Source organism: Paenibacillus sp. J31P316, from assembly GCF_056269105.1.
In genome coordinates this window covers 312,350-338,423 of sequence record NZ_JBWDNI010000002.1, presented here as the reverse complement: position 1 = coordinate 338,423, position 26,074 = coordinate 312,350, and the positions used below count along the sequence as shown (strand labels likewise).

The window sequence follows — 26,074 nt, the reverse complement described above, 5'->3', positions numbered from 1 at the left end:
TTACTGGCCATCTCTTAGGAATTGCGCAATGCGGGCTTTAATGGCGTCACGAACGTTCCGGAATTGAGCCATAATTTCATCTTCGGTTCCGATCGCTTTGGCAGGATCCTCGAAGCCCCAGTGCCATTTGACGACATCCTTGTTCATGATCGCGGGGCAATGTTCGTCGGCATGTCCGCACAGCGTAATCACGTAGGTCGCGCGGTTTAACGTTGCGGAATCAATGACATCGGAGCTGTTATTGCTAATATCGATGCCGGCTTCTTGCATGACTTGGACGGCGCGGGGATTCAAGCCATGCGCCTCCAAACCGGCGCTTTTCACTTCGTATCGATCGCCTCCAAGCGCGTTCAGAAAGCCATCTGCGATTTGGCTGCGGCAAGAATTTCCCGTGCAGAGGAAATAGACCAGCGGTTTGGTACTCATTTTGAAAAACCCCTTTTACGATTAAAATGGCGATTCGCGAGAAATTATTCGACAACCTTAAGCCATAAATAAAGCCCGGACAACGTAATGAACAATACGGGTACAGTGAGCAGGAGGCCAGTCTTGAAATAAGCGCCCCAAGAGATCTTAACGCCCTTGCTGGCAAGTACATGCAGCCAGAGCAGGGTGGCTAGCGATCCGATCGGCGTAAGCTTCGGCCCCAAATCCGATCCGATGACATTCGCGTATACGAATGCTTCTCGCAGAATGCCCGTCGGGTTCGTGCCTTTAATGGCCAACGCATCGATCATCACGGTCGGCATGTTGTTCATGATGGAAGATAGAATGGCTGCGATGAAGCCGGAACCGACGGCAGCGGCATACAGGCCATGTTCGCCGGTCCATTTGAAGAGCTTGCCCAACTCATCCGTCAGGCCAACGTTGCGAAGGCCATATACCACCACATACATGCCGATGGAGAAGACGACAACGGCCCATGGCGCACCTTTTACAAGCTTCCAGGTCCGGATCTCCCGGCTCCGCCTTGCAAGGAACAAGAAGACGAGTGCTGCTGCGCCTGCAAGGATGGATACCGGAACCTCGATAAACTCACTCGTTAAATAGGCCGTAAGGAGAACGGCAAGGATGATCCACGAGATCTTGAACATTCTCGGATCTTTAATAGCATCGACCGGTCTTTTCAACTGTGCCAAGTCATAGCGCCTCGGGATGCTTGTCCGGTAGAAGAGGAAGAGCACGAGCAAGCTGGCCGCGACCGAGAAGAGCGTCGGGACGATCATCCGGCTGGCATACTCGGAGAATCCGATGCCGAAGAAGTCCGATGACACGATATTCACGAGGTTGCTGACTACGAGCGGAAGCGAGGCCGTATCCGAGATGAATCCGCTCGCCATGATGAACGGAAGGATCATCCGTTCATCGAATTTCAATGCGCGTACCATCGCCAGTACGATCGGCGTCAGGATAAGCGCGGCACCGTCATTGGCGAAGAAGGCGGCGACCGCTGCTCCAAGCAAGATGACATAGACGAACATGAGAGTGCCGTTTCCTTTGGCGATGCGAGCCATATGAAGGGCAGCCCATTCGAAGAACCCGATTTCGTCGAGAATGAGCGAGATCAGAATAACGGCTACGAAAGCCAGCGTGGCATTCCAAACGATCTGGGTGACAGCCCATACGTCGTGAAAATCGACAACGCCGAAGATTAAGGCGACGACAGCCCCGCCGCAGGCCGACCAACCGATGCTCAGGCCTTTAGGCTGCCAGATAACGAAGACTAACGTAACAAGGAATAGGATCGACGCGATAGCGAGCATAGTGCCTCCTGAGTTTAGGTACAGCCCTGTGATCGGAACGTTTCAATCCGCTCTTGCATGGAGGGAAGTTGATCGATAACGGGCTTCAAATAGGGCTTGTCGTCCACGTTTAAAGAATAATATATCCATTGGCTGCGGCGCTCTTCATTAATCAATCCGCCGGTCCTTAATTTTTTCAGGTGCTGGCTGATATTCGGCTGCGTTGTTTCCAGCAAGTCAACAATGTCGCATACGCACATCTCTTTATGACGAAGCAAGGCCATGATCGACAGCCTGGTTTTATCGGAGAGGAGCTTAAGGGTTTCGGATATTTCTTCGATGGCGGGCAACTCGGATCAATCTCCTTTCAATAGCTCGATGTTGCAATTCGGCAGCTAAGTATTATACAGGACTGATTATATAAGCAAACAGTTATATTAGCAAATGCTAATATACGGAGTTGGTCTTGTTATGAAAGTGATCGAACGTTCAAACCACCGAATGAATAATAATAACGAACATGCGAATTTCTAGGCAAAGTAATATATTTATAAAACTACCTTGACTGTCATGGTAGTATGGCGTATTATGTAAATACGAGGTGAGTAAAGGATGAGAACGCCAATACATCCGACCCGCTGCGTGGAACTACCGATGCGCCGATCTTACGGTTTTGCCGGAGCTGGCCGTTATCGGTAGGAGGGAGTATCCAAACGACGTCGTCAAAAATTGATTATAAGGGGATTGGATGAGATGAATGAGAAATCGATCAAGCGGCAAGCACTGATAAACTTTAGCGCGAGCAATCTTCCCAAGAGCGACTTTGCAGGCGTTACGTTGCATAAAGGACAATTTAAGTCCAGCGCGCTGCTTGGTTCCAACTTCGCGGGCGCAGACTTGACCGGCAGTTCGTTTGATGCAAGCGACGTAAGGAAAGCAAATTTTGACGGCGCGAATCTGACTGACTGCAGCTTATCCGCCATCACGCTTTCGAACGCAAGCTTCAATAGGTCGATCCTAGTACGCACCAACTTCAGCAAGTCGGACCTGGATCGAGCAAAATTCATCGCTGTTAAGCTCATTGACGTTAAGTTAACGATGACCGACCTCCGAGAAACCGTCTTTGATAGCTGTACCTTTGAAGGCGTGGACTTCAACTATTCCGATCTGAGCGGTCAGCGATTCGACGGGCAGACCTTCATAGGCGTTACGTTCGAGAAGTCGGCATTGAACGGAGCTTCGTTCAAAGGCGCAGTACTCAAAAATGTTTCGTTCCTCTCCGGCTTTACGTTGACCAAGAAATATTACCGTGCGATCAAAACCATCTGCTTTGACGGCGCGAGGATGGATAAGTTGACCTATGCGGCCCTTAAAGGCTTGGAAGCCGATTTGTCAAAAGTTACAGTTATCTGAAAAGCTAGGTGTATAAATTGAGAGTCTGACGAAGGATAGCGCACAAAAAAAGCAGCCCCGATCCGGTATGAGACCGGGCGCGGGCTGCTTCGTTGCGTTTATCGGACAACTTTTATTAGTTAACTTTCAATATATGCATCGATCGTGTTCAAGACCTCGATGAGCCGCCATTGGCAGAACACAATCTCCCGATTGCCATCGTCCGTCTTGTTATGGATCGCAATGTACGTGTTCGTTTGCTGGAAAACCTTAAATCCTCTGTAGTTTTCGTAGATCGTCCTCATGCTTCCAACTCCCTTGGTGGTATGGATGGCGTTTTTATGCAAGCTTGCTTAAGGGATTAACGACGTTGATCATTGGGGAATCCCATTTCATTTCCTGCTGCAGCACCGTCAGGAAGAAGTGATTCATGCCTTCCGATAGCACGAGAACGGGTTTATCGGATACGAAGGGTTGAGGAAGCTTGTAGATGCCGTGCTCGGTCTCCCCAGGATCGTCCGCGGTCTGCCGCGGGGTGATGGTTAAGATAATCCGCCCGAGTACTTTGAACTGATGACAGACATCCGTGAATTCCGCGGCATGCCATTCCAGCAGCTCCACCCGGCTGACCTGAAAATCTTTCGACTCGCCTTGCTCGTTCTCCAAGGTCATCCAATCGAGCGGAAGGTTGGACTTGTTCAGCTCGTAGGCTGCCTTTTCGATCGCTTGCTTCTTCGTTCTTGTGATCACCATGCGCGATAAATGTGCCTCGAAAGTGGACTGCGAGTACGATTCTCTTTTTTTCATTTGTGAGGTCGAATTCTCCTTTTGTACGTTTGGAATGCATCCATATGTTTGGAATACAAGAATTTTATAAGAAAACGGCTGAAAAGTAAGTCGATCCACAGGGGCGAGTTGGCGTTTCTTTTGTCGAAAGGTTATGCAGCGGAGCAAGTTAGTTTGTACAAATTTAATCGTGCAAAACTTAATGGGAAAGATATATAATGGAATGACGATATTCGATCACGAGCTAAGGAGGCATCCGCCGGACATGGAAATGGATCTCGAAAACATGCTTTGTTTCTCCGTCTACGCAGCCTCCCGTGAAATCACGCGGCTGTATCGACCGATTCTAGACCAATTCGACCTGACCTATCCGCAATATTTGGTCTTGGTCGTGCTATGGAAGCATGGCAATACGACGGTAATGGCATTAGGCGACAAGCTGCTGCTCGATACCGGTACGTTAACGCCTTTATTGAAAAGACTGCAGGAAGCGGAGCTCATTTCCCGCAAACGCTCGATCGAAGACGAACGGAAAGTGGAGATCGGGTTGACGGACAAGGGGGCGGCTTTGGAAGCGCGGATGAAGGACGTATCGCGGAATTTGTTCGTCGAGCTTTGCAAGTCCGAAGAGAATTACGTTCAGACGCTGTCGGCCGTCCAAGCGCTGTTGAAACAAGCGCAGGTATTATCGGGACGCGATTGAAGTCGGTAAAATATGCGGCAACAGCAGAAAGAGAGGCGTCGGATCGCCTCTCTTTATTGTTGTGTTCACCTTTCTTCGTTCGGTACGCAAAAAGGAGCAATCGGCAGAGTGGAATCTGCGCGATTGCTCCTTTTTTGGCGGGGAAGACCGGTTTACAGCAAGCCGGCAATGTCCTTTTCCAGGTCCGATGGCTTCTCTGCGGAGCCGAATCGTTTCAGCACGGTGCCGCTGCGGTCGACGAGAAACTTAGTGAAGTTCCATTTGATCGACTTCGAGCCGAGCACGCCGGGAGCGGCTTGCTTTAGGTGCCGAAACAACGGGTGGGCGTTGTCGCCGTTCACTTCGGTTTTCTCGAAGAGCGGGAAGGAGACGCCGAAATTGATTTCGCAGAAGCTATGAATGTCATCGTTCGAGCGTTTTTCGCCGCTGCCGAACTGGTTCGTGGGGAAGCCCAAAATTTCCAAGCCCTCGTTCTTATACTTGGCATAGAGCGTTTGAAGCTCCTTGTATTGGGACGTGAACATGCAATTGCTGGCCGTGTTGACGATCAGCAGCACTTTGCCTTCGTACTCGCGGAGCGATTTGGTTTCGCCTCGGACCGTTGTAACCTCAAAATCGTAAATGGACATGTTGGACACGTTGGACATGTTCGTTCACCCTTTCTGTTATATAGCCTAAAATTATATTGTGCACTACTTATTATCACAGTTATGAGTATATAACCAAAAACGATATTGGTCAATTATATTTTGCACAATATAATATGGGAAATGGATGCTGGTTGGCCGGAGGATATTGGTTTAGAAATGGCGGGGAAACGCAAAAAAACAGCGACCTTGAACTGGTCGCTGTTTTGGCGTGCTTATAGTTGGCTGCGCGGTGGGGTTACTTAATCGTTTTGTTAACGAGGTTGATATGATCCAAATCCAATCCGCTTGTATTGTTGAAGATGAATTCCAATTGATATTTGCCGCGGACATAGGTGAGTTTCTTTTGTACGGTTTTGCCTGACTTGATCAAGACGGACTGATTCGGAGTGCCCCAGTGCTGGATCAGCATGCGAGCGGATATGCCGCCGAGATTCGTCTGACGCTCGACGTTCGTGCCGAAGTAGCGCATTTCGCGTATTTTATCCAATTTGTAATTCAACGCGTAGCCCGGGTGGCCCATTTCGGCATGATAGACGTCGAAGCCGTCGGCATCCTTGGCCGGGGACTCGGCTTTGCCGATTGCCTTAATGACCGTCTCATGCGAAGTCGATCCGATCGTAAAGCCGTGGAAATTCGGGAACTGGCCTTGAAGAGCCGGTTTGTAGAAGCTCATCAACGTTTGGAAAGCCTTCATATGCGCGTCCACGGGAGCAGCGGCAGGAGCGGCTGTAGTAGCCGCGGCATAGGATGGGACGGCTCCGGCGATGGATAAGACCAGCGTTCCGGCAGTCACCGTCGCGATCGCGGTTTTTTTAGCAGATGTATATAAATTCATTTGAATTTCCTCCTCATAGTGTCGGAATCTTGTCCGCTCTATTAAATGTGTTACAACCTTATCGACGTAAGCGGCGTTGATAGGTTGCAGTGAATCGCTTTACAATATTTAGTGACCGGCTGAAGGGACGTTGTTGGTTACAAGCTCATCTTACCCGGGATGCGGGGAGAGTTCGTTACAAATGAGTGTCGAAAAAGTAACAATAAAGTAACGACGGCAACCGAGATACGACCTTTCGCGGAGGATGAAACTCGGGGAGTATGGACAATGTGGTACTACATAAAGTCTATCTAATCAGAACGGTGAATTGAGAGCCTTACAGAAACGAATGAATGGAGGGACCATGAACGATGATCGAGCCGTTTGATGCACTCGTGGTCGATAAACAAGATGACGAGGTTCAAAGAAACCATGATCATAGGTACTGCCGGCTTCACGGCTGCTTTATCCGTGCACATTTCGCGCGAAGAAGTATCCGAAGGTAAATTGAAGGCGCTGGGCAAGCAAAAGTGGGCCGCTGCCGTCGATTCGGTAGGGGGAGATACGCTTGCGGCAATAATAAGCCAAATTCAATATGGGGATCGGTCGCTGCCAGCGGGTTAACGGCGGGGACGACACTGCCAACAACGGTCTTTCCAGAATTGTTGTTCGCCTGGGGCATCCGAATTAATCCCTTTCATTAATGGCATTAATTATAATGGCGTCCATGTCCGATACGGATAAGCGCATGCCCGATAAGGAACACTCAACATAACAACCTTCACCTGCTTGCTTATCCGTCGTTCAGATTCACAAAAGGAGTATCCCTATGAGCCAAATCAATGCCGCCGCTGCCGGTCCCAAACGCGAGCTGCGAAAGGTATTCTGGGCTGCCGGCTTCGGCTGGATGTTCGATGCCATGGACGTCGGCTTGCTGTCCTTCATCCTCGTCGCGCTGCGAAAAGAATGGGGGCTGTCGGCGCAGGAGGCGGGCTTGCTCGGAACCGTTAATTTGGTCGGCATGGCCATCGGCGCGGTATGGGGCGGGTATCTCGCCGACCGCTTCGGCCGGCGTCCCGTTTTCTTGTTCACGCTGGTGGTGTTCGGCGCATTCAGCTTCGGCAGCGCCTTCGCAAGCGGGTTCAGCTTCATGCTGATACTCCGGTTCTTGATGGGGGTTGGGCTTGGGGCCGAGCTGCCGGTAGCCTCTACGCTGGTCAGTGAATTTGCGCCGCCCGAATCCAGAGGCCGGATGGTCGTCCTGCTGGAAAGCTTCTGGGCCGTCGGCTGGATTTTGGCCGCCGTTCTCGCTTATTTCGTAATCCCGCCGTACGGCTGGCGAATCGCGGTTGCCGTCGGCGCGCTGCCGATCCTGCTTGCCTTTTGGATTCGCCGCGAAGTGAAGGAGTCGCCGCAGTTCAGGCTGAAGGAGGATCGACGCATCCGAATCCGCGAGCTGTTCACGTCCTATAAGCGGGAAACGATCGCGCTATGGGCGGTTTGGTTCGCCATCGCCTTCTCCTATTACGGCATGTTCCTTTGGCTGCCTTCCATATTGGTCGACAAAGGCTTCACGATGATCCAAAGCTTCCGCTACGTCCTGCTCATGACGCTCGCCCAGCTGCCCGGTTATTTCACCGCCTCCTATCTCGTGGAGAAATGGGGCCGCAAGCCGACGCTGGCCGCGTTCCTGGTCCTATCCGGCGCAATGGCGCTGGGATTCGGGTCCAGCGACAGCACGGCGATCTTGCTGATTACGGGTGCGCTGCTTTCCTTTTCTAATTTGGGGGCATGGGGTGCCTTGTACGCATACACGCCTGAAAATTATCCGGCCGCCATCCGGGCTGCGGGATCCGGCTTTGCGGCCGGCTTCGGCCGGCTCGGCAGCGTGGCGGCGCCGTACCTCGTCGGCGTCTTGGTTCAGGCGAAGATCGGCTATGCCTCGATATTCGGCGTGTTTGCCGCGGCGCTGTTGATCGGGACGATCATGCTGCTCCTGTACGGCGTCGAAACCAAGCATCGACAAGCGGGCTGAAGCGACGATTCAAAGAAAAGGGCTCACAAAAAGGGCTCAAAGAAGAGGGCTCAAAAAAAGAAATCGATGGCCATGCCGATCGCTTTGTTGAGATCGAGAGGCCTGTGCAGCAGCAGGCTCACCCACAAGACACAACCGATTGAAGTGATGGCGACAAACAACACCTTTTCTTTTCGCCCCGCATGTCCGGCTCTCCCGGATTTCATGATGGCAAAGCCCAGTACGAGGAAGGCAACGTACAAGAGCGCCAGCCAAGTCATGCCGCCGCCTCCTTCGCGATGCCGCTACGACCGCGAAACCATGACGCGACCAGAAACAGAAGGGGAAAGCCGATGCCGAACGGCACGTAGTAGATAAACAAGTAATTCTGGACCCATTCCGAGTTCTCGACGATGTTGGCAAAGAACAGCGCATACGCCGATATGACCCATACGAGCGGATAGGCGACGATGGCACGGTTCTCGACGGCGAACAGCTGGCAGATCGACGACACGGCGCAATAGAACATTACGCTCAGCTTCACGAATACGAGCAAGAGGGCGGTCACGGAGACGATGGCTTCCAGATGCTCCAAGAACGTGGAAAATTGCATCTCGCGGAAGATGTTATAGATCGGATAAGTCAAATGCGAGCTCCGATAGACGCCGAGAATGCCGACGGTGAAAAAGATCGCCAGCGATAGCTGGAAACCCATGAACGCGATTCCGCCCAAAAAGGCCGTTTTCAGCCGCGTCCGCACGAGCGGGAATGCCATCGTGAAGGCGACCGTTTCCATGAATGGAAAGCCGAGCGCGTATTTGGTCTCCGCGAGCGTCGGCCAGAATTCGAAGCTGCCGGGATAATCGAAATTACTCCAATTCCACTCTCTCAGCATGACGGTAAACGGCGTCCAGAAAGCAATGGTCAACAAGGGAATAATAACGACGCTCACCAGCGAGATCGTATCGATGCCTTTGGTCACCGCGTAGGCGCATACAAGGAGCGCCAAGATGTTAAACATGCTGAGCGGGGTCTTCGGCATCAGGTTGATCTGCATGAAGTCGCTCATGTTTCGCGTCACCCATGCCGCGATTTGAATGAAAAACACGATATAACAGAGGGAGACGAAGCCCCCGACATGCTTGCCGAGCGCCCGCTTGGAAATTTGGACCAGGGACAGTCCGGGATACCGGCTTGCCACGTATAGCCAGAACCCTCCGGCCGCCAATCCGAACAACACGCTCCACAGTTGGACGAGCCATGCGAGCTGCCTGGCCGAGGAGATGAGTCCGACGGGGAGCAGGATAAACGTCGTCCCCGCGACGAATGCGCTCGTCATGCCGAATAGTTGCCAACCGCTTAGCTGCAAAGGCTTTTCCATGTCTATCACTCCTTATTGGTAAGGCGTCCTCGTGTTGCCGATCAGGACCGCCTTGGACTTCACCTCGAACGACACCGCGATGTCCCGCCACCTTCCGCGTCCTTGTTTGACGTCTCCGATACCTAGCAGGTCCCAATTCTTCTCCTGCCCGAACCGAACGAATTCCTCCGCCTGTTGCTTGAAGGTCTTGTTGAACGTCCGTTCGACTTCTTCTAAATTCCGGCTCGTGAGCGGCTTCTTCTGTTCATTGAACAATCCCCGAAGCTTGACATGGATCGTGATGCGGAGCCGTGAGGGTCCCCATTCTCGATGCACCTTGATATCCCTCAATTCCAAATCCACGATGGAGCCGTTTACGTCGAGTTTTTCCACTCCCTTGCGGGCATCGCCGTTCAGGATGTAGTACAGCTTCTTCTTGCTTTGATCGATCTGCCCGACCATTCTCGCGTGCACGAATACCGCGCCATCGGAGACTTCGAAGCCGGGATCCGCAGCTTGGATATACTCGACCCGATCCGATTGGGAAGCCGGGCCTTTGCCATTGTAATGAAGCATCGGAATGACCGTCGGCCGGCTCAGCGGAATTCCGGCCACGATATCTTTGACCTGGGTCAGTTTACGGGTGAAGCCGGCCGATTTGGCCTGCAGGTCCATCAGCATCCGAAGATTGCGCCCGGGTACCCGGTCAAGCGGCGTGAAGCTCTCCATGACGTTGCGAATCGGCGAATCCGTCACGGCGACATAGACATTCGTACGCCGTTCGGGATTCAGCTCCAAATAATTGAAGAGGTCGATCATTCCCGTCTTCGCGAACCTTTCGGTGAATACATAGCATTGGATGTGCTGCGTGAACAGCATCCGCGACATGATCTTGCGCGTCTCTTCGTTAAATAGGCCCGGGCTATCTTCCGAGACGGTATAAGTGTAGACGGATGCTTTGGCAGGTCCGGTCTGACGGGACGCGCTGCCGGTCGGATTGATGACCTGGTAATAAGCGACGAGCCGGTCCGTTCCCGGAACGATGTCCACTGCGGCCATATCTACCATCGCCAGTTCGTTAATGTCTTTCATATCCCAACAGCCCGTGCACATCAGCAGCAGGCAGAAGACAAGAAGCCCTTTCAAACGCGGATCACCTCTCGGACTTGCCCGGCTGAAACAGCTTCGGCCGGCGCTTCAGCATCGGTCTCGGGGCGCGCACGAACGTATCCTTCCAATCCGCCAGGATGACCGGCGCGAACGGCGCGAAGTACCGGACTCCGAACGAACGGAGGGAAGCGAGATGAATCAACAGGAAAAACACCCCGCACATCAGCCCGAACAGCCCCAGCATGCCGGCGAGCGCCATGAACGAGAATTGGACGATCCGCTGCGCGATGCCGAAACTGTAGGTGGGCGATACGAAGTTGGCGATCGCGGTAATCGCGACGACGATGACCATGGCCGCGGATACGATTCCGGCTTCCACCGCCGCTTGCCCGAGCACGAGCGCTCCGACGATCGAGATCGTCTGGCCGGCGATCCTCGGCATGCGCAAGCCCGCTTCCCGCAGCACTTCGAACGTGAACATCATCAGGGTGGCCTCGATGAAAGCAGGGAAGGGCACTCCCTCCCGCTGGGCGGCCAAATTGGCCAGCAGCAAAGGCGGGAGCAATTCCGGATGGAAGCTGACAATGGAAATGTACAGCGCGGGAACGAATATGGAGAGCAGGAAAGCAACCATGCGCAGCCAGCGCAGCAGCGTCGCGATGTCGGCGCGCTGATAATAGTCCTCGGGAGCGGCGAACGACTGGAAGAACGTCGTCGGTCCCGCGAGCGCGATCGGCGTGCCGTCGGTCAAGACCGCCACTTGTCCTTCCAGCAGCTTCGCGGCGATGGCGTCCGGCCTCTCGGTCGCGATCAATTGCGGGAACGGCGTCAGCACTTTGTCTTGAATCCATTCCTCGATATAAGCGCTCTCGAGAATGCTGTCCGTATCGATGGCCTGCAGGCGTCCGCGAAATTCATCCACCAGCTCCGTCGCGGCAATACCCCGCATATAGGCGAGACAGACCATCGTTTTCGTTTCCGTCCCGATGACCATCGATTCGAAGACCAGCTTATCGCTCTTCACGCGCTTGCGAACGAGGGACAGGTTGCGGATCAGATCCTCCACGAACCCTTCCCGCGGGCCCCGGATCGTCGATTCCGTAGCCGGCTCCTCCACGCTGCGCTGTTCCCGTTTGCACACATCCATCGCGAGCGCTTGCTGCTTCCCCGGAAGGAGGATGAGGCAGTGGCCGTCCAGAATCGCCTCCACGCAGGCATCCAGACCGTCCTTTTCTTTCATTTGTCCATGGAAAATAGTCGCCGCCAGCCAGGAGAGAGGCTCGAACGAGGCGGAATCCGAATCCGGCAATCGCGCGGCATGAAGGATGGGACGAATAATCGTATCGTCCACGACCTTCTGATCGGCGATCGACGTCAGGAACAGACAAGATACCTCGAACCCCGCCTCCGTGCGAAGATGGCGATGCACCACGTCCGGAGAGACGCCCAGCCGTTCCATGATCCGATCCGCGAGGTTCTGGTCCTGCTGCGCCATGTCACGATGTACCTCCTTCTTATGCTTCGTTAAGGATGTCCAATAAGCTGGGCATTCATTCCTGCATTGAGCGTGTTTGGCCGCGGATGGTTGAATAAGGAAGGTGACGGTTTCGCATAATAAATCGGACTCAATTCCGGGGAGAGGAGGAATGAACTATCGCTGCTGCCGATACGCCCGGCTCGGGCCGCAAGCGGTCAACTATAGAGGAAGTGCTGGAACAAGCCGCGCAGTCCAGCGATTTCTGTTCCGTTGCGCCGCTAACGGATGCGGAGAGCATCACCCTTCATTACTATAACTCCCTAGTGAACGGAGCCATGGCCTGCGAACTGCTGTTAAAGCCGCTCCAAGAGCATAAAGATGCGATCACCGACGCCAGCGCGCTGCGGGCCTGTTTGCCGTTTCAAAAAGTGATATTGACGAAGGATCCCTTGTCGGTAGAATCGGCTCTGATCAGCGGCAATATCTTGATACGCTTGAAGCAGGAGAATCAACCTTATCTGCTCGTGGACGTCAAGGACGATTCGCTCGGCCTGCGTCCGAACAACGATACGGAGAACGAATTCAGCGTAGTGGGGCCGAAGAAAGGGTTTGTGGAAAACCTTGACGTGAACATCCATCTGCTCCGGATTCAGCTGCAGGTCCCCGAGTTGATCGTAGAGGAGCTCACCGTCGGTTCGGTTTCGAAGACGCGCGTCGTCATCGTCTATATGCAGGGCGTGACGAACGAAGAGCTCGTTCGGACGGCAAGGCAGCGGCTCGGCGATATCGATTTCGAAGTCGTGTTCGACAGCTCGCAGCTGGATCAGATTATCTCCGATCACGCCAACACGCCGTTTCCGTTATTTCTGTCCACGGAACGGATCGACCGCGTCACCTATGCCATTATTTGCGGCCAGGTGGCCATATTGGCCAACGGATCCCCTTATGCGATTACGGGGCCATCGAATTTCATGGAGTACTTTATATCGCCGGAGGATTATTATTTGCCATGGATTTTAGGCTCTTTCTTCCGAATGATCCGGCTGACGTGCGTCATTTTATCGATTTTCGCCACGCCGATCTACGTTGCCGTGCTGACGTTTCATTTTGAAGTCATTCCGGACATCATGCTCGTCCCTTTAATCGAGTCAAGAATCCATGTACCGTTCCCGCCGATGATCGAAGCTGTGTTTCTGGAAATCACGATCGAGCTGCTGCGGGAGGCGGGAGCCAGATTGCCGACCAAGATCGGGCAGACGCTTGGCATCGTAGGCGGCCTCGTCATTGGCGAGGCTTCGGTGCGCGCGGCGCTCACCAGCAATATACTGCTCATCATCGTGGCGCTTGCGGCGCTCGCGTCCTATACGACGCCGATCTTCAAGATGGCCAATGCGGTTCGCTTGATCCGTTTTCCGTTCATTCTGCTAGCGGGATTATGGGGAGGGTTCGGCATTATTACCGGCGTGCTGCTGCTGTTAGGCCACCTGCTGCGATTGAAGTCGCTCGGCATGCCTTACCTTGTGCCCGTCTACCCTTTCCGGGGAGGCAGCATTGCGGATAGCTTTATCCGCGCGTCGTATCTGTACACGACGAAGCGCAGCCAATTCCTGAGGCCGCAGACGGTTACGCGATATAAACCAACCGCGAGAAGAGATAAGCCGGATGAAGACTAGGAGGCGTTTCGCATGGCGGAAGTACGCGCTAATATTCCTCGCGTCTGCGTCGGTTCTGTTGGCGGGCTGCAGACGGCAGCAGATCGTCGATCGGATTCATATGATCAATGTGCTTGGTATCGACAATCGCGAGGATCAACTCGTCGGCAATGCGATCTATCCGAATTACGACCGCAAAGAAAAGCTGAAATTCACGCAGGGGACCGGCAGGACGATGCAATTGGCGTTCAGCGAGATGCAGATGCACGAGACGAAGCCTTTGCGACTCGGCAAGCTGCGAATGCTGCTGTTCAATAGGGAACTGGCCGAGCATGGCGTGGTCCAATTCATTCATTCGCTCTGCATCGACCCGCTCGTCAGCAGCTATGTCATCGTGGCCGTATCCGACCAGACCACGGAGACCGTTCTCAAGTATTTGGATAATAAAGAACGGAATCATCTGCCGAATCTGCTCGTCGAACAAAACGAAGAGGCGGGCAATCTGCCCGTTACCAACCTGCACACGTTTTTGTTTCATTATTACGGAGACGGCAGGGACGTATTCGTGCCCTATATCGGCTTAGGAGAAGGCGACGGCATTGAAGTAAAGGGGATGGCGCTCTTCAGCGGGGATAAGCTGGCGCTAGTCTTGAACAAGCCGGAATCGATCGCCTTTAAACTGATGCAGCCCCGATTCGAGAACGGATTTATCCCAGTCCGGTTCGACGAATCCAAGCAAGGGCTTCCTGCCGTACTGACGATCGTATCGGGGAAGAGCGACATGCACATGTCCGAGTCGGAAGGCGTGACTTCGATCACGATTCATTCGAGAATAGACGGCTACTTGAAGGATCAAGAAGAAGATTTGGACATTCGGAACCGGACGGATTACGGACATATGGAGCAAGCGATAGAAAAGGATATCGACCGGAATTTGCAGGCGCTCCTTTTGAAATTGCAAAAGCGCGGAATCGATCCGCTCGGCATCGGCGCTTTCGTGCGGGCGCACGATCGGGATTGGAAGGAACGCGATTTTTACGCGCGCGCTTATCCTGTCTTGAAGCTGAAAGTACGAACGGAAGTGAAGTTGAAGCAAGCGAGCATAGGCAAGTAACGAGGTGAGGAACGCTATGGGCAGCACGGTGAAAAAGAGTTTAACGGTATCCCCGTATCTCTTGTGGTTCATTATGCATGCATCGCAGACGGGCGTCGGTATGTTGAACTTCGAGATCGGCTTGGCGAACGGTGCGGGGATGGACAGTTGGCTATCGTTGATTGTCACCGGATTGGCGTTCCACGTCTTGGTTGCAATCATCTATTACGTACTGAAATTCGCCAAGGACGGAGACATCGTCTCGCTTAATAACGGACTCTTGGGACGGTACGTCGGGACAGGCTTGAACCTTTCGATATACATCTATTGTTTGCTTGCGATGTCGGTGCAGCTGCGGTCGTACGCCGAAATCATTTCCGTATGGGCATTCCCGAACAGCCGGCTCATGGTGACGGTGTTTCTCGTCCTGCTTACCTGCGCGTACATCGTGTCGGGAGGTTTCCGGGTCGTGGCTGGCGTTGCGTTCTTCTCCGTCATCTTGCCGACGTTCTTGATTCCAACCTTGTATTATCCGCTCCAATACGCGCACTGGGACAACTTCCTGCCGCTCCTCAATCATGATCTACGGCAATATGCGGAATCGTGCAAATCGTCCGTATTCGTATTTCTTGGGGCTGAATTTCTGCTTATTTACTATCCTTATATCAAGGATAACAGCAAATCCCAGCGTTGGGCGCATATCGCGATCCTTCATACGACGCTGCTATACTTGATCATTCTGATCGTGACCTTCGCTTATTTTAACCTGAATCAGCTCAAAATCGTCATTTGGCCGACGTTGTACCTATCCAAAATCATTAAAATGACCGTCTTGGAGAGGTTTGATTACGTGTATGTTTTCAATTGGATGTTCATCGTCGCGGCATCCGCGTGCATCTCGCTCTGGTGCGGCGTCCGAATGCTGAAGCGATCTACGGGCATGGTCTCGCGATACGGCCTATGGGTGTCGGCGGTGCTCGTATTCGCGATCGTATTCGCGTTTCGAAGCCCGGCAGGCGGCCGAATGCTCGGTTCGCTGGCCTCTTATTCCGGCATGGCGATCGTGTTCGGCTATTTGCCTATGCTTGCGATCATCGTGTTCGCGAAGAAGCAGCTCGCAGCTCGGAGACAGTAGCGTTCCCGTTTCGTGGACAGCAAAAAATGGTCATTCCTCATTCTTTACCGATCGTTCTCAAATGTGCTATAGTTACTTCCGATCGAGTCAGAGCAAATCGATCTGGAAGTGAATTGGAATGGCGTTCTCGATAACGGGTTAAACGCTGACTAAACCAAAGGAGATACAGATAATGAAATCTATAGAAGCAGCAGCTCAAACGGTACCAAACTCTTATGTGGAAGCAGGGGGCGTACGGTATGCCTATCGTAAATTAGGGAAACCGTCCGACTATCCTCTAGTCTTGTTAAACCGGTTCCGCGGCACGATGGACGATTGGGATCCGGCGCTCGTCAACGCGCTGGCCGCCGATCGGACGGTCATCTATTTCGACAATGCCGGCATCGGCCTCTCGACGGGAGACACGCAGGATCAAATAGCCGGCATGGCGGAGGGCGCTGCGGCGTTCCTCGACGCGCTGGATATCGAGCAGGCCGATATCCTGGGCTTCTCGATGGGCGGTCTCGTGGCGCAGCAGCTGACGGTGGCGCGTCCCGGCCTCGTGCGGAATGTCGTGCTGGCCGGTACGTCGGGAGCGGGCAAGGATGACGAGCCGACCGTGACGGATGCCTTCCAAGTCGCCATCAAACCGGAGAACACGGAGGAGGACTTCCTGTATATCTTCTTCGAAGACTCGGAATCGAGCCAAGCGGCAGGACGGCAGTATTGGTCCCGGCTGCAGGAGCGCCAAGCCGATCGAAGTCCTCTGGTCAAAGCGGCGTCCATCCAAGCGCAAGGAAACGCGCTCGGAAGCTGGAAGAAACAGTCGGTCTTCGAGCAGCTGAAGGACATTCCGCAACGCGTGCTGGTGGCAAACGGCAGCCGGGATTTAATGGCTCCTACCTTTAACTCCTATCTGCTGTACAAGCAAATTCCGAACGCGCAGCTGATTCTGTATCCGGATTCCGGACACGGCTTCCTTTTCCAGCATGCTTCGGCTTTCGCGGAACAAGTTAACCTATTCCTCCGCTAATTCATTCTCCTGACGGATCATCGCGGAGAAGCGTGCTTGATGCGAGCGATGCTATGAAGAGGGGAATTAATAAGATGAACGGCAAGGCGATCGGCGCTTTGCCGTTTTTTCATGATTTCATTTTCTCCTAATGTTAGAAAGTTTGAAATTCAGATAAAAAATGATTGACGCCTACCCATTATCCATAGTAACATACAAAAAGTAAGAAGCTTAAGATAACGGTATTTGCTCATGCCGTTCATGAACGGATACAAATTCCGAATAAAAAATGAAAGAAGGATTATCATTATGTCTACTGTTTTGTATATCACCGCTCACCCGAATGACACCGAAGCTTCATATAGCTTGACGGTTGGCAAACAGTTCCTAGAGGCTTACACGGCAGCTAATCCGAACGACGAAATCGTTCATCTTGACCTGTTCAAAATGGATATCCCGCGCCTTGATGCCGACGTGTTCAGCGCTTGGGGCAAATTGGGAGCCGGCACGGCATTCGATCAGCTAACGAGTGCGGAACAAGCCAAAGTCGCCCGCCTGGGCGAGTTGGTCGATCAATTCGTCGCAGCGGATAAATACGTATTCGTTAACCCGACGTGGAACTTCTCGTATCCGCCGGTCCTGAAAGCCTACATCGACTCGATTTGCGTGGCGGGCAAGACTTTCAAATATACAGAAAAAGGCCCAATCGGCCTGCTGGACAAGAAAAAAGCGATCCACATTCAAGCTAGCGGAAGCGTATTGTCGCCAGGCTCTGCTTACGCGGAATTGGAAATCGGCCATCGCCATTTGGACGTGATCATGAAATTCATCGGTATTCCAAGCTTCGAGGCGATCTTCGTAGAAGGCATGGCCGCCGCTTCGGATCAAGCGCGTCAAATCAAAGAAAATGCCATCCAACAAGCATGGAAACTGGCAAAAACATTTTAAGTCATAAAGGAGTCATCCTATAATGGTCTCATTTCTCAAAAAAATATTCGGCTCCTCTGACAACGGCAAAGGCAAGTCGGAAAAAGTGCTTTATATAACGGCTCATCCGAACAATCAGGAGACTTCCTATAGCATGTCCGTCGGGGCTGCATTTATCGATACGTATCGAAAAGCTAACCCTAACGATGAAGTCGTTCATCTTGACCTGTATAAGTCGAACATACCGGAAATCGATGCCGACGTGCTGAACGGATGGAGGAATGCCGGGGAGGGCAAGCCGTTGTCCGCCGCGGAACAAGCCAAAGTCGCTCGCTTGAACGAACTGGTCGATCAATTCGTGGAAGCAGATAAATACGTGTTCGTGAATCCGATCTGGAACTTTTCGTTCCCGCCCGTGTTGAAGGCCTATATCGATTCCATCTGCGTAGCCGGAAAAACGTTTAAATATGTGCCGGACAAAGGTCCGGTCGGATTAATGGACCGTAAAAAAGCGGTTCATATCCAAGCCAGCGGAAGCGTATTGTCGCCCGGATCGGACTTTGCCGCTTTCGAAATGGGGCATCGCCACTTGAACGTGATCATGAAGTTTCTTGGCGTTCCGAGTCTGGAAGGAATCTTCGTGGAAGGCATGGGCGCAGCTTCCGATCAAGCGCAGACGATCAAAGACAAGACGATCCGAAAAGCGCGTGAAATCGCAAAAACATTCTAATTAAGAAGCGATTCAACTCCGCTTCTTAACTAAACTTCAACAGCTGACTTCGGTAACGAACCGGAGTCGGCTTTTTTTTTCGCGGGGAAGGATGGCATAGATCGTTTACAAGAGATTAACACTAAAAAGAGCCTTGGCACTGTAACCTTATTTAGCCAATGCCCGTCTACCATGTGAACGAACAAAATCGACTACATGAGGTGAACGGAATGAAAAAGACATTCAAGATGGTAACAATGACGGCAACGGCGGCAATGATGGTTGCTTTCGCGGGGCAAAGCTTCGCGGCGACTTCGGACTTTACGGATCTGGGCAACAATGCGGCAAAAGATAAAATCATTTCCTTGCAGCAGCGGGGCTTGATCCAAGGCATCTCGGCCGATCAATTCGCGCCGCGCGCCATCATGACGGAGGCGCAAGGCATTCAGCTGATCGTAAACGCGCTGAACCTGAACCTGGATTTGGTCCGGTTCTTGAAGGAGCCTAAAGCTTCGGATTACTTCCCGAACGCCACAGACGACGCCTGGTATGCGAACGCGCTGATCGTCGCGGCGGTCAACGGACTGGAACTTCCCAAGAACTTGAACCCGAATCAGCTGCTGACCCGCGAAGAATTCATTCATGAGCTGATTCACGCGATCGAAGTCACCGGCAAGCTGCCGATGATCAAGCCGGTTGCCGTCGAGATCGCCGATCAAGACGACATCAACGTGGATTACTCCGGATCGATCGTGCGCGCCCTGAACTACGGAATCCTTCAATTAGGGGAGGACGGCAAAGTGAATCCGAAAGCGATCATCTCCCGGTCGGAAGCAGCCGAAGAAATCTATAATGCCCTCGAGTACTTGAAAGCTCACGTCGCCTCGGCCGGCGAGAACGGCAAAGTAACCGTCTCGCAAGGCGTGAAATTGATCGCCGATGCGACGGGCGTAACGCCTTCCCTGAGCGAGGAAGTCGATGCGAACGCCGCGTTGACGCGCGAAACGTTCACGACGCTGCTCGTACAAGCCATGGAGAAGGCGGGCAAGCTGCCGATGATCAACATCGTCCCGGCCGATATCAAGGACGCGGACCAGATCGACGTCGTCAACTCCGGCGCCATTCAACGCGCGCTCAAATACGGCATCGTGAAATTGAACGCCGACGGCAGCTTCGAGCCGAAAGCCGAATTGACGCTTGCGCAAGCCCAGGAAGCCGTCGATAACGCCGTCGCCTACTTGAAGGCGCATCCTGCGCCGGTCAATCCTAACGACGCGCCGGCAGCCGAATAAAATTGCGATTATGCACATGAATCCGCGCCTAAGCGCGGATTTTTTTTGCTAATAGGGATACAAAAATGAACATTGCAATGGAATTTTCGATACAAAGTGTAGTATTACCCGTGAAAAAGCTGATTTTTGTCTGATGTAAAGGCTTACATGCTGCGCTATGATGGAAAGGACGGGCACCGCATGGTGGCCGCAGTCGACCAGTCTTGGAAGGAGGGGATCGGAGCCAGTTTGCATGCTCGGCCTGACCGGCTATTGAAACAGGAAAGGGAGCAGCGCCGCATCCGCTTTTTAGCATCGACCATGCCCAGATACGACACATTCGAGCAGGCAAATCGAATACAAGGAGCGAGGACAGAAGGGATGAAGAAATACGGGAAGCCTCTCAAACGAACGATGCTCGCGCTGTTAAGCACGACGTTGTTTGCTTCGTTATTCACGTGGAGCACATTCGCCGCGGCGAATAGCGGCGTAACGGACATCGATTTGACCCATGCGACCGCTTGGGCATCCAGCGAGACCGGCGGCGGCTGGAACGAAGGGCCAGCCAATGCGATCGACGACAATATCTACACGAAATGGGCGTCCAGCACAACGGAAGCTATGCCCCAATCGCTGGTGATCGACTTGGGCACGACTTATACCGACGTTTCGGAATTGCGCTATTTTTTGGGCGACTACGAATGGACCGGCCGCATCACGAGCCACGAAATTTGGGTCAGCACCGATAACGCGAGCTGGACGAAGGCATACGCGGGCGAATGGCCCAACGTTTCGGGCCAATGGAGAACGGACGATTTCGCTCCCGTGACGGCGCGTTACGTGAAGCTCGTGGCTACGGCCGCCGGGCAGAACGAATCCGATCCTTCCGGGCGCGCGTCCGCCACGGAAATTCGGATTGCCTATTCCTCTGAACCGCCGACGAACCCATCCGTGCTGACCGGCACGCTGTCGGCGCCTTCGGCAGTCGGGCCAGGCCAGTCGTTCGATACGTCCATCAGCGTTACCGGCGTGAATCAGTCGTACACGGTCGGCGATCTGATCGTGAACTACGATCCGTCGCGACTCGAATTCGCTACGACGACGGACGAAGACGGCAATTTGGGTCTGGCCGAGAGCGCGTACGCGTCGCTGCGAGACGGCATTAACGTTATCGGCAGCGCCGTCAAGCCGGCGATTGGGCAAATTCGTCTGCTGCTGGCCAAAACCGGCAGCCAGAGCATATCGACCGACGGCGCTCTGTTACAGCTGCACGGCAAAGTGAAGGCGGCTGCGACGGTCGGTTCGGCTGCGCTATCCGTGCTGTCCTTGTCGCTGACGAGAGACGACGTTACGGTCGCGGCCGACGTGACGAGCGCTGCGGCAAGCATCGCGATCACCATCGACAGCAGCGGGCTCAGCACGGCGATCAATGCCGCGCAAGCGAAGCATGACGCGGCGGTCGAAGGCTCCGGCATCGGCCAGTACATGCCGGGGGCGAAAGCGGCGCTGCAGGCTGCGATCGACAGCGCTTCGGCGGTGCTCGCCAACGCGACCGCGACGCAGCAGCAGATCAACGATGCCGCGGCGGCGCTCGCGACCGCGGTGAGCGAATTCGACGCGAAGATCGTCGTCGCGCCGGCCGACAGGACCGCCTTGGCAGCGGCGATCAGCGCCGCGCAGGGCAAGCATAACGCGGCCGTCGAAGGCACGAAGATCGGCAAGTACGCAGCCGGCTCGAAAGCGACGCTGCAAGCCGCGATCGATGCCGCCAGCGCGGTCAATACAAGCACCAAGCCATCGCAAGCGCAGGTCGACCAGGCGACAAGCACCTTGAACGCGGCGGTGCAGACGTTCCTCACGAAGCTGATTACGCTCATTCCAGGCGAAACGAGCGTAACCATCAAGGATCTTATGCTGCTCATCAAGCATTTCGGCATCACATCGACGGACGAAGGCTGGTCCGCGGTAGCGGCAGCCGACGTGTTCGACAACGGCGAGATCACGATCCAGACGCTTGCCGCGGTCGCCCGTCTCATTCTGGACGAATGGCTCGCGCAGTAAGGAATAACTCCTCAAGGGTGGCGGGTGCAGGCTAGATGCGGCGCTTGCCGGCCGCCTGACGCATTGCCGATTCAGAGGCATTAAGCGATGTTAGCAGAGAAAAGACCGGTTCTTTGACCGGTCTTTTTCTGTTTGCCTTGGTTGTGTCCAGAAGGTCAATTCCGCTCCGCGAGGTCCGGCGTTTCCGGGAACAACTCTTGGCTGCGGTCGAAAAAAGCAAAATAAGGACGTTAGCATGTCGATGCATGTACCATTTTTTCCAACGCCTTGCTTTATAAACGCCATTCGCCGGCGAGGGGTCGGCGACGCTTCGCCGCTTTCGCGACGCTTGCAATTCCCTGAAGTTATCCTGATGGGACTTCAATCAATCGCGATCATGTTGTTGCACTTCCGCCAACATTGCCTCCGCTTTCTGCGGATCCGCGATCAGCGTCTTCCTATAGTTCAGCATCCAGTTCAGCGTCTCGATCATCTGGTCGTATTCGGCTTTCTTGCGCTCGATCTCGCTGATCTTCAGGCCAATCCACGCGATCACTTCTTGATTGGTGCGCGCATTCGTATCATGGTCTTGCAGAATCGTCTTCAGCTCGGCCAACGAACAGCCGATGCCTTGAAACTTCTTGATCATCTTCAATCGTTCGATCGCGGCGTCCGAATAGTTGCGGTAATTATTTTTCTCTCGTTGAATATGCCTACTGTCAAGCAAGCCTTCTTTTTCATAAAAACGTATCGTTTGCGGCGTCAAGCCCATCCTGTCAGCCAATTGTTGAATTTTCATCCGTATATACGCCTCCTCCAACATGCTTGCCTTAAAGTGCACTTCATAGTTTAGACTGGAGTTGTACACGTCGTCAAATGCTTAAGGAGGAGATATCATGCGTTTATTCGTAACCGGAGCGGCTGGCTATATCGGTACCGCCGTTGTCAGAGAACTTATCCAGGCTGGCCATCAGGTCGTAGGCCTTATCCGTTCTGATAGGGGGGCCGAGGTCTTGCAGAGATTAGGAGCTGAAGTGCAGAAGGGAGCTCTAGAGGATTTGGATTGCCTTCGCGGCAGCGCGGCCTCGGCGGACGGCGTCATTCATCTGGCGTTTAATCACGATTTCTCGGATTTCGCCGGATCGCTCGCGACCGATCTTCGCGCCGTCGAGGCAATGGGAGAGGCTCTCGCCGGTTCTGGAAAGCCATTCGTCATCACTGCTCACGCGAATGGCCAAGCATCGGAAGATGCGGTGCTCGCGCTTGCAGAGCGAGGTGTACGGTCATCGGTCGTTTCCCTTGCTCCGTCCGTGCACAGCGAAGGAGATCAAGGATTCGTGCCGAGATTGATCCAAATTGCCCGTGAAAGAGGCGCATCGGCCTACATTGGAGACGGAACCAACCGCTGGCCGGCGGTTCACCGTCTGGATGCGGCAACCTTGTTCCGTCTTGCGGTGGAATCCGCGCCTGCAGGCGCACGTCTGGACGGCGTGGACGATGAGGGTATTCCGTTCCGTGATATTGCCGGCGTCATCGGTCGTCATTTGAACGTGCCGGTCGTCAGCATTCCGCGCGAGCAAGCGGAAGCTCAATTCGGTTTTCTAGGTCTGATCGCGTCTCTCGACCTTCATAGATCAAGCGCGCGGACGAGAGAATGGCTTGGCTGGCAGCCCAAGCAGCCTGGACTTATCGCGGACCTGGAGCAGGGACACTATTTCAACGGCTAGAGCGAGTCGGTCGAGACTTATGATCAGCACGCAAACTACAAGACGCCCCCCATCATGGGAGGCGTCTTGTTCGTGCACGGTAATTAGATGATGGCAGGTGCTAATCCAAGTCTACGACTTTGGAAGGCATTGCCCGCGCGCCAAGGAGACGTCGCGACAACACGAGCGCATAAGCCAGAAAGACGAACACGACGAAACCGAACAACAGGTAATAGCCGCCTAGTTTATAAACCAAACTGCCGACGATCGGACTGCAAGCCATGCCCATATAACGGAAGAAGTTGTAGGCACCGACGGCGGTCGCGCGGTTTTTCGCATAAGCGCCCGTCAACAGCGTCGTCTGCACGGGGAGCGAAAGTCCGAGGGATAGCCCGAAGCAGACGATTCCGGCCAGCAGCCAACCTAATGAAATCGAATAGAACAAGAGGAAAAACAACACCGAGACAGCGTTTAGATACGTCATCAGCACGAGCAGCTTTTCTCCGTCTATCCGTGCTTGGATCTTCCCGCCCACAAAACTGCCGACGACGATGCAAAGCGACAACGGCAGAAATACCAATCCCTTCTGCTCGGCCGACAAGCCGTAACGGTCGCTTAGGATGTTCGGCAGGAAGACAAGAAAATCATAAAACACGTAATATTGAATAAACCCCAGATAAATAATGGACGATCCGACCCGATTCTGAAGAATCGCCGCAAAATCGCGCAGTTGAAACCGGCCCGATTCGACGCTGTCCGGCTTCGTTTCCTTCAAATAGAGGAAGTTGAAAATCAGCACGAGCAGACCCGTTGCCGCAAGCGCGAGAAACACGGAGTGGAAATGGAACAATCCGCTGAGGAAGCCGCCGATGACCGGCCCGAGCACGGGGCCAAGCGAAACCAGCATTTGAAAGGTTCCCATCGCTTGGCCGCGTTCCCTTCCGTCGAACAAGTCGCTGATGACCGTGACGGCAACGACCGAGCCTGCTGCGATGCCGATCGCCTGCAGCGCTCGGAAGATCAGCAGAAGCGTTATGTTTCCGGAGAAAAAGCACCCGACCGAAGCGAGCACGTACAGCGATATCCCGAATAGAATGACGCTGCGGCGCCCCTTCGAATCCGTGAGCGGACCATAGATCATCTGCATGATGGCCAGAAATAACGTAAACACTGAAATCGTCAAGTTGACGACGAATGAGGTGGAGTGGAGTTGACTGGCGACTTCGGGCAGCACCGGGGTGTAAATGGTTTGCGTGAACGGCCCGAGAAATGCGGCAAACGCGACCAGATAAACAATGAATTTCCGATTCATGCTGTTCAATCCTTTCTATGCACTGTTATTGTCATCGTACTTGAAATCTATTATTTATTCCAACGCATTGCATGCTATAATCTCATTGACTAGAAGGAATGAACGGAGTGTGCGATCGTGGAACTTCTTCAACTGCGCTATTTCCTTGCGGTAGCCCGTTCGGAACACGTGACCGAAGCCGCCCGGAGCTTGCACGTTACGCAATCCTCGTTAAGCAAAACGATTCAACGCCTGGAGGAGGATCTGGGGGTCTCGCTGTTCGATCGAAAAGGCAGGAAGCTGCAATTGAACGAGTTCGGGAGACGATTTCTTCGGCGCGCGGAAAGGGCGTTGTTCGAATTGGAGCAGGGGAAGCTGGAGCTAAGCGAATTATCCAGTCCCGATCACGGCACGCTTGAGTTGGGGGTGACCAGCGCAAGCGTATTGCCCGACATTCTTCGGGAATTCCGCAAGAAGCGGCCCAATATTCAGTTTCATGTGCAAATGCTGACCACGCAGGAAATGATTATGCTGCTGGAAAGGGGAGAGGTGGATTATTGTTTGTCCTCGCCCCCCGTCGAACGGGATGACATCGAATGTCAAATCGTGTTCATCGATCCCATCCTTGTCGCCGTTCCGAAGGGGCATCGGCTGGCGGGTCGAAGCAGCGTATCCTTGACCGAGCTGAAGGATGAATGGTTCGTCGGGGTAAAGATCGGCTTCGGTACGCGCGATCTGATGGACGCGGTATGCAGATCGGTCGGATTCGAGCCTCATTACGTGTACGAAGGGGATGAACCGGCAAGACTCGTCAATCTGGTGGAAGCCGAGATCGGCATAGCCTTCATACCAAGCACGGCAAGGAACGATCGGGCGCAAATCAACTACCTCCAGGTCGAGACGCATGAAGTGGTGCGGAAAATCGCCTTATTGTGGCACAAAGGACGATATATATCGCCGGCCGCTCTGGAATTCCGCGAAGTGGTCTTGGAATTCTTCGGCGCGATGGCCGCACGGACGATCGAGACATAACCCGTGCTACATAAGGTTTGAAATGAAAGCTTGAGCAATCAGGCTTTTTTTCTATGGCAAGGCAATGACGGCGAGGCAGCGGAATAGCTTGGCGCGATAACGGACTTTCCGTTTCCGCGCGAAGGCTTATAATGGAGGGAGTTGTCGAAAGGACACGAATACGGTTTGGCTAGGGAGGA

25 protein-coding genes and 2 pseudogenes are annotated in these 26,074 nt (G+C 53.6%); 14 read left to right on the top strand and 13 right to left on the bottom strand.

What is annotated here, in order from left to right:
* The 3 genes from arsC to AC0YNU_RS06900 are packed head-to-tail and all read right to left on the bottom strand — an operon-like array spanning window position 1 to window position 2,092.
* The gene (arsC, locus tag AC0YNU_RS06910; protein WP_475754599.1) at window positions 1–426 is read right to left on the bottom strand and encodes an arsenate reductase (thioredoxin); all 426 of its coding nucleotides are present in this window, start codon (window positions 424–426) and stop codon (window positions 1–3) included.
* Between the two features lie 44 nt (window positions 427–470).
* Window positions 471–1,763, bottom strand: a complete 1,293-nt coding sequence (locus AC0YNU_RS06905) for an arsenic transporter (protein WP_475754597.1) — start codon at window positions 1,761–1,763, stop codon at window positions 471–473.
* A gap of 14 nt (window positions 1,764–1,777) precedes the next feature.
* The gene (locus AC0YNU_RS06900; protein WP_475754595.1) at window positions 1,778–2,092 is read right to left on the bottom strand and encodes an ArsR/SmtB family transcription factor; all 315 of its coding nucleotides are present in this window, start codon (window positions 2,090–2,092) and stop codon (window positions 1,778–1,780) included.
* A gap of 415 nt (window positions 2,093–2,507) precedes the next feature.
* Here AC0YNU_RS06900 and AC0YNU_RS06895 point away from each other — a divergent pair.
* Window positions 2,508–3,155: pseudogene (locus tag AC0YNU_RS06895) on the top strand (pentapeptide repeat-containing protein); the annotation flags it as partial.
* A gap of 119 nt (window positions 3,156–3,274) precedes the next feature.
* Here the strand turns inward: AC0YNU_RS06895 and AC0YNU_RS06890 are convergent.
* On the bottom strand, window positions 3,275–3,439 hold the full coding sequence (locus AC0YNU_RS06890; RefSeq protein ID WP_475754593.1) for a hypothetical protein: 165 nt from the start codon (window positions 3,437–3,439) through the stop codon (window positions 3,275–3,277).
* A 34-nt stretch (window positions 3,440–3,473) separates the two neighbouring features.
* On the bottom strand, window positions 3,474–3,941 hold the full coding sequence (locus AC0YNU_RS06885; protein WP_475754591.1) for a hypothetical protein: 468 nt from the start codon (window positions 3,939–3,941) through the stop codon (window positions 3,474–3,476).
* 244 nt (window positions 3,942–4,185) lie between these two features.
* Here AC0YNU_RS06885 and AC0YNU_RS06880 point away from each other — a divergent pair, with 244 nt between their 5' ends.
* Entirely contained in the window at window positions 4,186–4,623 is a 438-nt protein-coding gene (locus AC0YNU_RS06880) for a MarR family winged helix-turn-helix transcriptional regulator (protein ID WP_475754589.1), read from the top strand.
* A 152-nt stretch (window positions 4,624–4,775) separates the two neighbouring features.
* Here AC0YNU_RS06880 and AC0YNU_RS06875 read toward each other — a convergent pair whose 3' ends face one another.
* Entirely contained in the window at window positions 4,776–5,252 is a 477-nt protein-coding gene (locus AC0YNU_RS06875; RefSeq protein ID WP_475756199.1) for a glutathione peroxidase, read from the bottom strand.
* Between the two features lie 256 nt (window positions 5,253–5,508).
* Window positions 5,509–6,108, bottom strand: coding sequence for a YjgB family protein (locus tag AC0YNU_RS06870; RefSeq protein ID WP_475754587.1), 600 nt, complete (start codon window positions 6,106–6,108; stop codon window positions 5,509–5,511).
* Between the two features lie 456 nt (window positions 6,109–6,564).
* Between AC0YNU_RS06870 and AC0YNU_RS06865 the strand changes: the two are divergent.
* Together AC0YNU_RS06865 and AC0YNU_RS06860 are read left to right on the top strand one after the other, a co-directional pair.
* Window positions 6,565–6,755: pseudogene (locus tag AC0YNU_RS06865) on the top strand (oxidoreductase); the annotation flags it as partial.
* Window positions 6,756–6,916: 161 nt separating this feature from the next.
* Complete coding sequence (locus AC0YNU_RS06860; protein WP_475754585.1) at window positions 6,917–8,122, top strand: MFS transporter; 1,206 nt, start codon at window positions 6,917–6,919, stop codon at window positions 8,120–8,122.
* 50 nt (window positions 8,123–8,172) lie between these two features.
* Here the strand turns inward: AC0YNU_RS06860 and AC0YNU_RS06855 are convergent, their stop codons facing one another.
* The 4 genes from AC0YNU_RS06855 to AC0YNU_RS06840 are packed head-to-tail and all read right to left on the bottom strand — an operon-like array spanning window position 8,173 to window position 12,066.
* A complete protein-coding gene (locus AC0YNU_RS06855; RefSeq protein ID WP_475754583.1) occupies window positions 8,173–8,382 on the bottom strand; it encodes a hypothetical protein in 210 nt (69 codons plus the stop codon).
* On the bottom strand, window positions 8,379–9,482 hold the full coding sequence (locus AC0YNU_RS06850; RefSeq protein ID WP_475754581.1) for a GerAB/ArcD/ProY family transporter: 1,104 nt from the start codon (window positions 9,480–9,482) through the stop codon (window positions 8,379–8,381). The genes AC0YNU_RS06855 and AC0YNU_RS06850 overlap by 4 nt, the downstream gene beginning before the upstream one ends.
* Window positions 9,483–9,494: 12 nt before the next feature.
* Window positions 9,495–10,607: a Ger(x)C family spore germination protein gene (locus tag AC0YNU_RS06845; protein WP_475754579.1), complete on the bottom strand. Its 1,113-nt coding sequence runs from the start codon at window positions 10,605–10,607 to the stop codon at window positions 9,495–9,497.
* Between the two features lie 7 nt (window positions 10,608–10,614).
* Window positions 10,615–12,066: a spore germination protein gene (locus AC0YNU_RS06840; RefSeq protein ID WP_475754577.1), complete on the bottom strand. Its 1,452-nt coding sequence runs from the start codon at window positions 12,064–12,066 to the stop codon at window positions 10,615–10,617.
* A gap of 212 nt (window positions 12,067–12,278) precedes the next feature.
* Between AC0YNU_RS06840 and AC0YNU_RS06835 the strand changes: the two genes are divergently transcribed.
* From AC0YNU_RS06835 to AC0YNU_RS06800, 8 genes are all read left to right on the top strand, one after another.
* Window positions 12,279–13,721, top strand: coding sequence for a spore germination protein (locus tag AC0YNU_RS06835; RefSeq protein ID WP_475754575.1), 1,443 nt, complete (start codon window positions 12,279–12,281; stop codon window positions 13,719–13,721).
* The gene (locus AC0YNU_RS06830) at window positions 13,711–14,814 is read left to right on the top strand and encodes a Ger(x)C family spore germination protein (RefSeq protein ID WP_475754573.1); all 1,104 of its coding nucleotides are present in this window, start codon (window positions 13,711–13,713) and stop codon (window positions 14,812–14,814) included. The genes AC0YNU_RS06835 and AC0YNU_RS06830 overlap by 11 nt, the downstream gene beginning before the upstream one ends.
* Before the next feature lie 16 nt (window positions 14,815–14,830).
* Complete coding sequence (locus tag AC0YNU_RS06825) at window positions 14,831–15,928, top strand: GerAB/ArcD/ProY family transporter (RefSeq protein ID WP_475754571.1); 1,098 nt, start codon at window positions 14,831–14,833, stop codon at window positions 15,926–15,928.
* 172 nt (window positions 15,929–16,100) lie between these two features.
* Complete coding sequence (locus tag AC0YNU_RS06820) at window positions 16,101–16,940, top strand: alpha/beta fold hydrolase (RefSeq protein WP_475754569.1); 840 nt, start codon at window positions 16,101–16,103, stop codon at window positions 16,938–16,940.
* A 288-nt stretch (window positions 16,941–17,228) separates the two neighbouring features.
* Complete coding sequence (locus AC0YNU_RS06815; protein WP_475754567.1) at window positions 17,229–17,867, top strand: FMN-dependent NADH-azoreductase; 639 nt, start codon at window positions 17,229–17,231, stop codon at window positions 17,865–17,867.
* A 22-nt stretch (window positions 17,868–17,889) separates the two neighbouring features.
* The gene (locus AC0YNU_RS06810) at window positions 17,890–18,576 is read left to right on the top strand and encodes an NAD(P)H-dependent oxidoreductase (protein WP_475754565.1); all 687 of its coding nucleotides are present in this window, start codon (window positions 17,890–17,892) and stop codon (window positions 18,574–18,576) included.
* A gap of 209 nt (window positions 18,577–18,785) precedes the next feature.
* Window positions 18,786–19,847: an S-layer homology domain-containing protein gene (locus AC0YNU_RS06805; RefSeq protein ID WP_475754562.1), complete on the top strand. Its 1,062-nt coding sequence runs from the start codon at window positions 18,786–18,788 to the stop codon at window positions 19,845–19,847.
* Between the two features lie 360 nt (window positions 19,848–20,207).
* Entirely contained in the window at window positions 20,208–21,887 is a 1,680-nt protein-coding gene (locus tag AC0YNU_RS06800) for a discoidin domain-containing protein (protein ID WP_475754560.1), read from the top strand.
* A 364-nt stretch (window positions 21,888–22,251) separates the two neighbouring features.
* Here the strand turns inward: AC0YNU_RS06800 and AC0YNU_RS06795 are convergent, their stop codons facing one another.
* A complete protein-coding gene (locus AC0YNU_RS06795; protein ID WP_475754558.1) occupies window positions 22,252–22,665 on the bottom strand; it encodes a MerR family transcriptional regulator in 414 nt (137 codons plus the stop codon).
* Window positions 22,666–22,762: 97 nt separating this feature from the next.
* Here AC0YNU_RS06795 and AC0YNU_RS06790 point away from each other — a divergent pair, with 97 nt between their 5' ends.
* Entirely contained in the window at window positions 22,763–23,593 is an 831-nt protein-coding gene (locus tag AC0YNU_RS06790; RefSeq protein ID WP_475754556.1) for an SDR family oxidoreductase, read from the top strand.
* 100 nt (window positions 23,594–23,693) lie between these two features.
* On the opposite strand, the gene AC0YNU_RS06785 is transcribed toward AC0YNU_RS06790, so the two are convergent.
* On the bottom strand, window positions 23,694–24,884 hold the full coding sequence (locus AC0YNU_RS06785; protein ID WP_475754554.1) for an MFS transporter: 1,191 nt from the start codon (window positions 24,882–24,884) through the stop codon (window positions 23,694–23,696).
* Window positions 24,885–25,001: 117 nt separating this feature from the next.
* Here AC0YNU_RS06785 and AC0YNU_RS06780 point away from each other — a divergent pair, with 117 nt between their 5' ends.
* Window positions 25,002–25,895 carry a LysR family transcriptional regulator gene (locus AC0YNU_RS06780; RefSeq protein ID WP_475754552.1) on the top strand — a complete coding sequence of 298 codons (894 nt, stop codon included), beginning with the start codon at window positions 25,002–25,004 and terminating at the stop codon, window positions 25,893–25,895.
* Window positions 25,896–26,074: the final 179 nt, after the last annotated feature.